We start from the raw sequence: 11,102 nt of genomic DNA, 5'->3' as shown, positions 1-11,102 counted from the left end.
TAATAATGGTTTTTTACTTTCCATATTTAATGTTTAAAGTTGGTTACTTATTATTACTATTCCAAAAACACAAAATGTATCCTGTAGAACGTATAACGAATATATTAAATTATTTTATGCAAAACTTTAAATTTAAAAATCAAAGAATATTCTCTCAACTTTAGACCTGTTTTTCAAATTAAAAATCAATTATATTTACAAAGTATCAATCTTATAATTCCAAAAAATCTATGAAGCCTTCAATCATCATTTATGCTTTAGTTTTTATATTATTTTCTTGTCAACGTGATAATGAGAAACAATTTAAAAAAGATATAATTGGAGAATGGACTTATATCAGAACTGATGACCAGAGAAAACAGAGTAAAGACAATACTCTAAAGCCAATTCCGCCTACAGTTTTTGGAACCCATATACCAGGATATATTTTCTCAGAGAATAATAACTGTGAAAACAAATCAGGTTACTTTAAAAGTATTGACGCAGCAAACAGAGAAGATAGAAAAACTATTTTTCTAGGTAATAAAACCAGTTACAAAATTGAGAACGACAGTTTGAAGATTCTTAATTTAGTAGATAAAACATGGGAGAATCAAAAGATATATTCGATTATTGGAGATACGATGACTGTAAAAATGGGCGATAGTTTATATGTAAAATATGCCAGAGCAAAATACAAAATCAATCCTGAAGAGAGTTACGATCAAATTATAGTTTCTTCTTCTGGCTGTTATGGTACGTGCCCGATTGCAAATGTGAGTATAGACAAAAGTGGAAAGATTTTTTATCACGGAAAACATTATAATACTCAAAATGGATTCTTTGAATCTAAAATTACTGAAAACGAGTATCAAAAGATTCAAAATAATTTTAAAAAAGCCAATATTCAAAATCTAGAAGATAATTACGACGCAGACTGGACAGATGATGAAACAATTACCATAACATTTATCAAGAATCATAAAATAGTAAAAACAATTACAGACTACGGCAGAAAAGCACCTATTGATTTAATCTGGGCTTATACACCCGTTAGATTTTTATATCAGCAAATAAAACTCAAACCTCTAAATACAGATTACGGAGCATTATTATCAAGAAGACAACTAAACTTTAATAAAGGAAACCAAATCTGCGACTTAGGTCAATCTGAAAGTTTTTATCTTTTGACCGAAATAGTTAAAGGCAAAAAAAATACACAAAAATTTGAGAAGAAATATCAAATTGAATTATGGGATGACAATGACAAAAAAACAACAATGTACACAGATGGAAGATACTTTTTACTTAATGACAAAACAATAGATCTTGGCTATAATTTTTTAACACAAAATAATCTGACAGAAAATTTTAGAACGAAACACAAATATGACTATTAAGAAATTTGAAACCTTATTTACAAAAACGTTAAGTCATAGAATATTTTTTAGGTTTAACGCCAATCTGCTGCTCAAAAACCCTTGCAAAATGACTCAGATTCGTAAATCCTAACTGATAACCGACTTCAGAAACTGTTAATCGTTTTTCTTTAAGTAATCTCGCGGCTTCCTGAATTCGTGCCGTCTGATAATACTCAAAAACACCTTTATCAAATGTCTGTTTAAAAAGTTTTCGCAGTTTTGGCTCACTCATTCCAGCTTGAACAGCGAGCGCAGCAATATTTGGAGGTTGTTCTAAATGAGCTTCTAAGTCCATTTTAATTGTATATATAGCCCTTATATCCTCAATATGCATTGTACTGGTGGGCACTGCTTCTCGCTGTACCATTAAAGCAAAAATATAACAAAGCAGTTCTTCACATTTTAATTTGTAATAATGACTTTCAAAACTTTCAGGGATTGACTGATTCAATATTTCTCCAGCGGTTTTAATTATTTCAGAAGAAATGCCGGTTTCAAAAACAAAATTATCTTTAGACTCCAATATACTTTCTACAACCGGATGCTGTACTGAACCAAAAACCAAACGCAGCTGCTGTCGCGAAACTGCAATGGTCAAACTTCTAAAAATAGTATTTGAAGGCATTTCTATTATAGAAGAAATTGCATGTTTACAGATCACCACATTAGCTTGCTCTCTCGACAATTGCTTTTTATGCTCCAAAGGAGAAGGAAATACATCACTCAATAAAAAAATAACATCGTCTTGACCTTCTGCAAATTCATTTGTTCGCTCAATAAAAACTTCTTCATTGAGATAATAATTCCGAATCATCATTCGCAGGTTTCCCCAATTAAAACCAGAAATAAAACCTCCGCCCTTATTTTCTGGAATATGGATAAACCGGCCTTTGACTACTGCACCAATAGCTTCGGCAAATTTCATCATAATTCCAGATCCGTGATCGGTAACAGATATTTTCATTTAGGACTATTTTTATATTAAAAACTGCTATTTTAGCTATAAAAGTAAAACTAATTTTGTGACATAAAATTAAATTTTAATAAAATAAAGATATGTTACTAAAAAACAAACAAGCTGCCATTATCGGCGGCGGACCGGGCGGACTTACACTTGCAAGATTACTACAGCAAAAGGGAGTAAATGTAAAAGTATACGAAAGAGATCTTAACAGCACAGTACGATTACAGGGCGGTACTTTAGATCTTCATACTGAGTCGGGTTTAGCTGCTTTAGAAAAGGCTGATCTTCTGGATGCTTTTAAGGCAAATTACAGACCTGGTAATGACAGACTTAGAATTCTTGACGAAAACGCAGCAATTTTCTATGACGAACATAACGAAAAACCAAAAGGTGATTTTGGCGATGAATTCTTTAGACCTGAAATTGATCGCGGACCGTTAAGAAATCTTTTGCTGGATTCTCTAAAGCCCGAAACTGTAGTTTGGGACAGTCATATCATTTCGCTGAAAAATATAAATGAGAAATGGGAAATAGTTTTTAAGAACGGAACCACAGCGATTGCCGATATTGTAATTGGAGCAGATGGTGCCAATTCTAAAATCAGACCTTTTATAACACCTATAAAACCTTTTTATTCTGGTGTAACCATTTTAGAAAAAAATATTTTTGATTCTGAAAAGAATGCTCCAAAAATTCACGAATTACTTAAAGGCGGTAAAATCATGGCTTTCGGAGATTCAAAAACAATCAGCGCCAGCCAAAAAGGAGACGGAAGCATCGATTTTTACATTGGTTTAAAAACAGATCCCGACTGGTACAAAAACAGCGGTTTTAACATCAGCAATAATGACGAAGTTTTAGAATGGTTTAAAAAAGAATATTCTAAATGGAACAACGTCTGGCAGGAATTGTTTGAATATAAAGAAACTGCTTTTACACCGAGACCATTGCACTGCATGCCTTTGGACCAATCCTGGGAAGCGCAGTCTAACATTACCATAATAGGAGATGCCGCGCACTTAATGCCTCCCTATGCAGGCGAAGGCGTAAATATGGCCATGCTCGATGCATTACAATTAAGCGAAAGTTTAACAAACAGTGACTTCACAGATCTAAAGTCTGCAATTAATCATTATGAACAACAAATGTTTGCGAGATTTGCTGAGGTTGGAAAAGAAACAATGGATAATACAGAATGGATGCATTCCCCAATCGCATTACAAACAATATTAGAAATGTTTAATCCAATTCATTAAGAAAACTAAATGCAGGATTTTAGATCCAAAAAAAGTACAATAAAATTTTTTCATTTTGCTAACTATTATTTCACAAAAGAATTTTTCCTGAATATAAAACTTTCATAAATTCGTTTCAAATTTTAATTAACCTACTAATCCCCAAATTAGTTTTATGAAACATTTATTAGCCCTATCATTTATTATGATTACGTGCTTTGGTTTTGCACAATCTGCAACAGGATATTTTGACAAAGCCATGAAAAAAGCCGAAGCAGGAAACACAAAAGGTGCAATTGCAGATTATACCAAAGCCATCAGCATGAACTCTAAATTTGTAGAAGCCTACCAAAACAGAGGCGTTGCAAAAGTTAAAATCAACGATCTTAAAGGAGCATTTGCCGATTTTACAAAAACGTTAGATCTGGACAGCATGAATGCAGATGCCTTTACAGGAAGAGCAAATGTAAACTACAAATTACTAAATTACCAGGGAGCTATTGAAGACTGCACTTCATCTCTTGGCTTAAACCCAAAGGATTATATTGCTTACAATCTTAGAGGATTGGCTTATAATAAAATTGGTGACAAAAAGAATTGCTGCAAGGATTTCTCAAAAGCTATCGAACTAGGAAGCCAGAGCGCTGTAAAAAACAGAGCGACTTTTTGCAGGTAAAATTTAAGAACAATATAATGAACAAAAAAGCAATCTGAGCCAGGAGTCTGCAGATTGCTTTTTTGATTTTAATCAAACTATCGTATAAAGATATGATTACATTTACTGTGTAAACCAAAACAAAAATGGTGATTCTGAAAAACATAAACAACAAAGCAAAAACAGATCAAAATTCTGGTTTTGGAACCAATGCAAACAGTTACGGAGGAAGATTTGTAAACAAAAACGGAACTCCCAATATCGAAAAAAGAGGCATGCATTTACTGCGCCGCATCAGCTGGTACCATACTATGATCGACATGCCAAACTGGAAATTCATGTCGATCTTATTTGCTTTTTATATCATAATCAATTTTATTTTTGCTGTAATTTATTATGCTATCGGGATAGAACATTTAGACGGTGTAAAAACTTCTGGCAATATCTTACAAAAATTTGGGCAGACTTATTTTTTCAGCGCACAAACTTTTACTACTGTAGGTTACGGACACATTAGTCCCACCGGATTTTTAACAAGCGCCTTATCGGCAGCAGAAGCTTTGATCGGATTGCTGAGTTTTGCCATTGCAACTGGTTTATTTTTTGGAAGATTCAGCAAACCCACAGCATTTTTAAAGTTTTCGCACAATGCCTTAATTTCTCCTTACAAAGAAAACAAAGCATTAATGATACGACTTGTGCCTTTTAAAAATACCAATTTTACAGATGCAGCCGCAAAAGTAACATTAGGAATGAGCATTGAAGAAGATGGCAAAATGATTAATAAATTTTATGCACTGGAACTCGAATTGGATCATATAAACGCATTGTCGCTAAGCTGGACTTTAGTGCATCCAATTACAGAAAATAGTCCGCTGTATAATTTTACAGAAGAAGATTTCAAAAAAACACAGGGAGAAATTTTAGTTTTCATCACCACTTTTGATGATATGTTCAGTAATACTGTCGCGGCAAGAACTTCCTATACTTTTGAGGAAATTGTTTACGGAGCAAAATTCGAACTTATGTACAACAGAAGCATAGACGGAGCAAAAACGATACTGCATTTGGACAAATTAAACCAATTTGAAACTGTCACTTTTGCATAATTTAACATTTTAATGTTGTTTTAGGATTGTATTTCAGATTTTATTTTACATTTGTTCACTTAATCCCCAAAAATGGTAAACAATATAAAAACTGTTTTCAGTATTAAAGATCTTGAGAACTTATCTGGTATAAAAGCACATACAATTCGTATCTGGGAAAAAAGATATAACATTCTGGAACCAATGCGAACGGATACCAATATAAGACTTTACAATCTTCAGAATCTACAGAAACTTTTAAACATAACTTTACTACACGAATACGGTTATAAAATTTCTAAAATAGCGACTTATCCAGAAGAAAAAATTCCAATGTTAGTCCGCGAAATTATATCTAAGAAAAACTCTCAAAATTACGCCATCACTTCCTTCAAAATGGCCATGATGAATTTTGACCAGGAATTATTCTTTAATACTTTTGACTGGCTGATTTCTGAAAAAACATTTAAAGAAGTTTTTAAAGAGCATTTTCTTCCGCTTCTAAAAGAATTGGGATTGTTGTGGCAGTCTGAAACTATTACTCCTGCAAATGAACATTTTATGAGTCATTTGATCAAACAAAAAATATTAATCTACACAGAAAGTCTTCAAATAAAAAAGCCTACAAAGACCAATAAAATTTTTGTGCTTTCACTGCCATTAAATGAAATTCATCAGATTGGACTTTTATATCTGCAATACGAAATTTTATCTAAAGGCTACAAAACAATTTATCTTGGCGAAAGTATGCCAATCGAAAATTTACAGGATTTAACCAAACATTTTGAGAATATCACCTTTGTTTCTTTCATGACAATTCAGCCAGATCGCAGTGTGATTAATCAATATGTAAAATCTATGGCAAACAAACTGCTTCAAAAAAATAACGAAATCTGGCTTATGGGTAATATGGTCGAACATATTGACCAGCAAATCTTACCAGAAAGAATAAGAATATTCGATTCTATGGAAGAAACAATCAATACAATTTAATTATTTTGTCTAAAGTTTTTGTATATTTGTTAAACAAATGACGAAAACAATTTTAATAATAGGATCAGGCTTTTCTGCATTGGCCGCTTCGTGTTACCTGGCTCAGCAAGGAAACCACGTTACTATTTACGAAAAAAACGATACTATTGGCGGACGTGCCAGACAATTTAAAAAAGATGGTTTTACGTTTGATATGGGACCAAGCTGGTATTGGATGCCCGATGTATTTGAACGTTTCTTTCATGATTTCAACAAAAAAACTTCAGATTATTACGAGCTTATAAAATTAAATCCTGCTTATAGAGTTTATTTTGGCGTAGAAGATTTTATCAGCATTTGTGATAACTTAGAAGCTATAAAATCTACTTTTGAAGCAATAGAATCAGGGAGCGCCAAGAAACTCGAAAACTTCATTAATCAGGCAAAAAGTAATTATGACATTGCTATCAAAGACCTTGTATATCGCCCGGGAGTTTCTCCTTTAGAATTAATTACACCTCAGACCACTTTAAAACTAAATCAGTTTTTCAGTACTGTAAGCCGTGATATCAGAAAGAATTTTACCAACGAAAGATTAATTCAAATTCTTGAATTTCCTGTATTATTTCTCGGAGCAAAGCCAACAAAAACCCCATCTTTTTATAATTTTATGAATTATGCCGATTTCGGACTCGGCACCTGGCATCCAAAAACCGGAATGTTTGATGTCGTTCGAGGTATCGAAAAATTGGCAGTCGAACTTGGGGTGAAGATTAAAACAAATGCTCAGATCGAAAAAATAGTTGTAAAAAATAAAACGGCGGCAGGAATTATTGTAAACGGTAATTTTGTAGAAGCAGATATTGTCGTAAGCGGTGCAGATTATCATCATACAGAAACTTTACTAGACAAAACATTTCGCACGTATACCGAAGAATATTGGAACAGCCGAGTTTTTGCGCCATCTTCTCTCCTATTTTTTGTTGGTTTAAATAAAAAAATAGAAAACATTTCACATCATGCCTTATTTTTTGATGTCGATTTCAATCAGCATGCTGTAGATATTTATGATAATCCAAAATGGCCGGATGCTCCTTTGTTTTATGCAAATTTCCCATCAAAAACAGACGAAACTGCAGCACCAAGCGGCATGGAAAGTGCTTTCTTTCTGATTCCGTTAGCACCTGGAATCGAAGATAATGAGACACTTAGAGAAGAATATTTCGAAAAAATAATTACACGTTTTGAAAAACTGACACAGCAGGAAATTAAAAAAAACATTATATTTAAAAGATCATTCTGCAAAAATGACTTTGTAGAGGATTACAATGCATACAAAGGAAACGCATACGGAATGGCAAACACTTTATTGCAAACTGCTTTTTTGAGACCAAAACTAAAGAGTAAAAAAGTTAAGAATTTATATTTTACAGGACAATTGACTGTTCCGGGTCCTGGTGTTCCTCCTGCTTTAATTTCAGGAAAATTGGTTGCTGCGTTAATTCACAAATCTATCAGACCTAAAAAAGATGAAATCACTATTTGACAACGTTTCCTTTAAGTGCAGCAAGCTGATTACAAAAAGTTACAGCACTTCATTTTCTCTTGCAGTCAATATGCTTGCTCCAAGCATACGAGACGGTATATACAGCATTTATGGTTTTGTTCGTTTTGCAGACGAAATTGTCGATTCGTTTCACGATTACGACAAAGAAAATCTCATCAATGATTTTGAAAAAGAATATTACAAAGCCATGGAAATGGGCATAAGCCTAAACCCAATTCTGAATTCTTTTCAGCATACTGTCAAACAATATAATATTACAGACGATTTGATTCAGGCTTTTTTAAAAAGCATGAAACAAGATCTCACAAAATCAGCATACAGTACGCAGTCAGAATATGAAGATTATATCTACGGTTCTGCAGATGTTGTGGGTTTAATGTGTTTGAAGGTTTTTGTTTCAGGAAAAGAACAAAAATACGAGCAGTTAAAAAATGAAGCGATGCGTTTAGGATCAGCGTTTCAGAAAGTAAATTTCTTAAGAGATTTAAAAGATGATAATTTGATTTTAAACCGAACTTATTTTCCCGGTATTGACTTAGATTCTTTTGACGAAAACACAAAAAATGCTATTATACAAGAAATCGAGGAAGACTTTAAAATTGCACTTCAGGGCATTATAAAATTGCCTATGGAAGCCAAATTTGGCGTTTATACTGCTTATGTATATTATAGAAAATTATTAAAAAAGCTAAAAAACACGCCTTACCATAAGATTGGAACTTCGAGAATACGAGTTTCTAATTATACTAAAGCCGGACTTTTGGCTCAGTCTTTTGTTACTTACAAACTCAAATTGGTCTAAATCTTTTTGAGTTACCTTTTATATCTTTTCAGCTATTACCCTATTTATTTTATTAAGAACTTTAATATTTAAAAACATAAAATGATTTCTTTTTTAATATTTCTAAGTGTTTTTTTGTTCATGGAATGTGTAACCTGGCTTACGCATAAATACATCATGCACGGATTGATGTGGTATTTTCATGCCGATCATCATCAGCCAAAATACGAACATACTTTTGAGCGCAACGATATTTTCTTTGTCATTTTTGCCACTCCAAGTATCATTCTTTTTTATTTAGGAGTTCAAGGCGGATTCAATTATTTATTTTTTATTGCCTGTGGAGTTACTTTGTATGGAGTCTGTTATTTTTTAATTCATGATGTATTAATTCATCAGCGTTTTAAATGGTTTAAAAATACCAAAAACAAATACCTTATCGGATTAAGAAAAGCGCATAAAATGCATCACAAACACTTAGGAAAAGAACACGGAGAATGTTTCGGAATGTTATTCGTGCCATTTAAATATTATAAAATGTAAATTATAATAATTGAAATAAATATGAAGTTATACAAAATAGAAACCGTACAGCATGTAAACACCAGTATAGAAGAATGCTGGGATTTTTTCTCTAGTCCAAAAAACCTCCAGACCATAACGCTGGATAATATGAGTTTTGAGATTCAGGATTTTGACGAAAAAAGAATGTATCCGGGACAAATCATTACGTATACACTCCGACCGCTTTTAGGAATCAAAATTTCATGGGTTACAGAAATTACGGCTTCAATAGAAAACCAATATTTTATAGATGTACAGCGTTTTGGGCCCTATAAATTATGGCATCACAAACACTTTTTTGAAACAACAGAAAACGGTGTAAAAATGACTGACATTGTACATTATGCACTTCCCTTTGGATATCTGGGGCGTATTATGAATAAACTGGTTGTTGAAGACAAATTAAAAACCATTTTTAATTACCGTTATAATAAAATTGAAGAATTATTCAACTCAAAAGTAAAATCTCAAATTACAGAGACTAACAAAGATCTAAAACCATCTGCGTTATAATTCAAAATAAGATTTAAAATATTCGTCAAGCGAAAACTCTCATAATGACAAAACAAAAAGTTACTCTTTTCTGGTTCCGACGTGATTTAAGGCTGGAAGATAACATCGGATTATTTCACGCATTAGATTCTGATTTTCCAGTAATTCCACTATTTATTTTTGATGAAGATATTCTGGACAATCTCCCAAAAGATGACGCGAGAGTAAGTTTTATATACGACTCACTTCAAAAAATAAACCAACAGCTTGCAGAAATCGGCTCTTCGATTTTAATTAAAAAAGGAAAAACTTCTGGAATCTGGAAATCACTTGTAACTGAATTTGATATTCAGAATGTGTTCTTCAATAAAGATTACGAACCTTATGCTATAAAACGAGATCAGGAAATTTCGAATTTTCTAACGAAAAATAATATTGAGGTTTCCTTTTTTAAAGATCATGTAATTTTTGAAGAAAAAGAAATCACCAAAGCAGACGGGCTTCCTTATACGGTTTATACTCCTTATAAAAACAAGTGGCTGGAAAACTATCGTGTTTTAGGTAAAGCTCCGGAATATGATACTAAACATTTGTTTGCTAATTTCCATAAAAATGAATTTAAATTTCCGGAATTGTCTGAAATTGGTTTTGAGAGAAGTTCAATAAAAGTGCTGCAACATAATTTAACCCAAATTGAGAATTACAAGGAAACCCGAGATTTTCCAGCTCTTGACAGCACCTCTTATCTTTCGCCGCACTTGCGTTTTGGCACTGTCAGTATTCGGAAATTAGTAAATTGGGCAAATAGAAAAAATCAGACTTTTTTAAGCGAACTGATTTGGCGTGAGTTTTTTATTCAGATTCTTTTCAGCTTTCCAAAAGTCGTCAATCATAATTTTAAATCAAATTATGATGGAATTCAGTGGCGCAATAATGAAGAAGATTTTAAACGCTGGTGCACAGGAACAACGGGCTACCCGATGGTAGATGCCGGAATGAGACAGCTCAACGAAACTGGTTATATGCACAATCGCGTGCGTATGGTTGTAGCAAGTTTTTTATGCAAACATTTGTTAATTAACTGGCAATGGGGCGAAGCTTATTTTGCGGAGAAATTATTAGATTTTGAATTAGCTTCAAACGTTGGAAACTGGCAGTGGGCTGCAGGAACCGGCTGTGATGCTGCTCCTTATTTTAGAGTTTTCAATCCGGAAATACAACAAAAGAAATTTGACGAAAAAGGAACTTACATTCGCAAATGGATTCCAGAATTTGATTTGGGCTACAACGAACCCATGATTGAGCATGCCTTTGCAAGAGATCGCGCGATTGCAACTTATAAGGCAGGGATTTTGAAGTAGATTGTTTTTGTTTCAAGTTTCAG

The 11,102-nt window shown here is 33.0% G+C and carries 11 protein-coding genes; 10 read left to right on the top strand and 1 reads right to left on the bottom strand.

Annotated elements, in window-relative coordinates; translation table 11 throughout:
- Positions 1-230 precede the first annotated feature (230 nt).
- Complete coding sequence (locus B0A68_RS08905; protein ID WP_035679782.1) at positions 231-1,379, top strand: DUF6438 domain-containing protein; 1,149 nt, start codon at positions 231-233, stop codon at positions 1,377-1,379.
- Positions 1,380-1,407: 28 nt separating this feature from the next.
- Here B0A68_RS08905 and B0A68_RS08900 read toward each other — a convergent pair whose 3' ends face one another.
- Positions 1,408-2,364, bottom strand: coding sequence for a helix-turn-helix transcriptional regulator (locus tag B0A68_RS08900; RefSeq protein ID WP_035679779.1), 957 nt, complete (start codon positions 2,362-2,364; stop codon positions 1,408-1,410).
- A 92-nt stretch (positions 2,365-2,456) separates the two neighbouring features.
- On the opposite strand from B0A68_RS08900, the gene B0A68_RS08895 reads away from it, so the two are divergent.
- From B0A68_RS08895 to B0A68_RS08855, 9 genes are all read left to right on the top strand, one after another.
- Complete coding sequence (locus B0A68_RS08895) at positions 2,457-3,620, top strand: FAD-dependent oxidoreductase (RefSeq protein WP_035679776.1); 1,164 nt, start codon at positions 2,457-2,459, stop codon at positions 3,618-3,620.
- Between the two features lie 154 nt (positions 3,621-3,774).
- On the top strand, positions 3,775-4,275 hold the full coding sequence (locus B0A68_RS08890; RefSeq protein WP_240475213.1) for a tetratricopeptide repeat protein: 501 nt from the start codon (positions 3,775-3,777) through the stop codon (positions 4,273-4,275).
- A 125-nt stretch (positions 4,276-4,400) separates the two neighbouring features.
- Entirely contained in the window at positions 4,401-5,363 is a 963-nt protein-coding gene (locus B0A68_RS08885) for an ion channel (RefSeq protein WP_035679772.1), read from the top strand.
- Positions 5,364-5,435: 72 nt separating this feature from the next.
- Positions 5,436-6,335: a MerR family transcriptional regulator gene (locus B0A68_RS08880; RefSeq protein ID WP_035679770.1), complete on the top strand. Its 900-nt coding sequence runs from the start codon at positions 5,436-5,438 to the stop codon at positions 6,333-6,335.
- Between the two features lie 37 nt (positions 6,336-6,372).
- Positions 6,373-7,860: a phytoene desaturase family protein gene (locus B0A68_RS08875; RefSeq protein ID WP_035679767.1), complete on the top strand. Its 1,488-nt coding sequence runs from the start codon at positions 6,373-6,375 to the stop codon at positions 7,858-7,860.
- Positions 7,844-8,683, top strand: a complete 840-nt coding sequence (locus tag B0A68_RS08870; RefSeq protein WP_035679764.1) for a phytoene/squalene synthase family protein — start codon at positions 7,844-7,846, stop codon at positions 8,681-8,683. Before B0A68_RS08875 ends, B0A68_RS08870 begins: the two co-directional genes overlap by 17 nt.
- 81 nt (positions 8,684-8,764) lie before the next feature.
- Positions 8,765-9,205: a sterol desaturase family protein gene (locus B0A68_RS08865; RefSeq protein ID WP_035679761.1), complete on the top strand. Its 441-nt coding sequence runs from the start codon at positions 8,765-8,767 to the stop codon at positions 9,203-9,205.
- A gap of 21 nt (positions 9,206-9,226) precedes the next feature.
- Positions 9,227-9,739: an SRPBCC family protein gene (locus B0A68_RS08860; RefSeq protein WP_035679757.1), complete on the top strand. Its 513-nt coding sequence runs from the start codon at positions 9,227-9,229 to the stop codon at positions 9,737-9,739.
- 44 nt (positions 9,740-9,783) lie between these two features.
- Entirely contained in the window at positions 9,784-11,079 is a 1,296-nt protein-coding gene (locus tag B0A68_RS08855; protein ID WP_035679754.1) for a cryptochrome/photolyase family protein, read from the top strand.
- The last annotated feature ends 23 nt before the right edge of the window (positions 11,080-11,102 follow it).

The sequence above is a fragment of the Flavobacterium reichenbachii genome (assembly GCF_002217435.1).
Taxonomy (GTDB): domain Bacteria; phylum Bacteroidota; class Bacteroidia; order Flavobacteriales; family Flavobacteriaceae; genus Flavobacterium; species Flavobacterium reichenbachii.
The sequence above is the reverse complement of the archived record's forward strand: the minus strand, read 5'-3'. Positions and strand labels throughout refer to the sequence as shown.

What these genes read in the sequence shown, in the direction of transcription:
- B0A68_RS08905 (WP_035679782.1), top strand. Translation starts at nt 231, where the DNA reads ATGAAGCCTTCAATCATCATTTATGCTTTAGTTTTTATATTATTTTCT.
- B0A68_RS08900 (WP_035679779.1), bottom strand. Translation starts at nt 2,364, where the DNA reads ATGAAAATATCTGTTACCGATCACGGATCTGGAATTATGATGAAATTT.
- B0A68_RS08895 (WP_035679776.1), top strand. Translation starts at nt 2,457, where the DNA reads ATGTTACTAAAAAACAAACAAGCTGCCATTATCGGCGGCGGACCGGGC.
- B0A68_RS08890 (WP_240475213.1), top strand. Translation starts at nt 3,775, where the DNA reads ATGAAACATTTATTAGCCCTATCATTTATTATGATTACGTGCTTTGGT.
- B0A68_RS08885 (WP_035679772.1), top strand. Translation starts at nt 4,401, where the DNA reads ATGGTGATTCTGAAAAACATAAACAACAAAGCAAAAACAGATCAAAAT.
- B0A68_RS08880 (WP_035679770.1), top strand. Translation starts at nt 5,436, where the DNA reads ATGGTAAACAATATAAAAACTGTTTTCAGTATTAAAGATCTTGAGAAC.
- B0A68_RS08875 (WP_035679767.1), top strand. Translation starts at nt 6,373, where the DNA reads ATGACGAAAACAATTTTAATAATAGGATCAGGCTTTTCTGCATTGGCC.
- B0A68_RS08870 (WP_035679764.1), top strand. Translation starts at nt 7,844, where the DNA reads ATGAAATCACTATTTGACAACGTTTCCTTTAAGTGCAGCAAGCTGATT.
- B0A68_RS08865 (WP_035679761.1), top strand. Translation starts at nt 8,765, where the DNA reads ATGATTTCTTTTTTAATATTTCTAAGTGTTTTTTTGTTCATGGAATGT.
- B0A68_RS08860 (WP_035679757.1), top strand. Translation starts at nt 9,227, where the DNA reads ATGAAGTTATACAAAATAGAAACCGTACAGCATGTAAACACCAGTATA.
- B0A68_RS08855 (WP_035679754.1), top strand. Translation starts at nt 9,784, where the DNA reads ATGACAAAACAAAAAGTTACTCTTTTCTGGTTCCGACGTGATTTAAGG.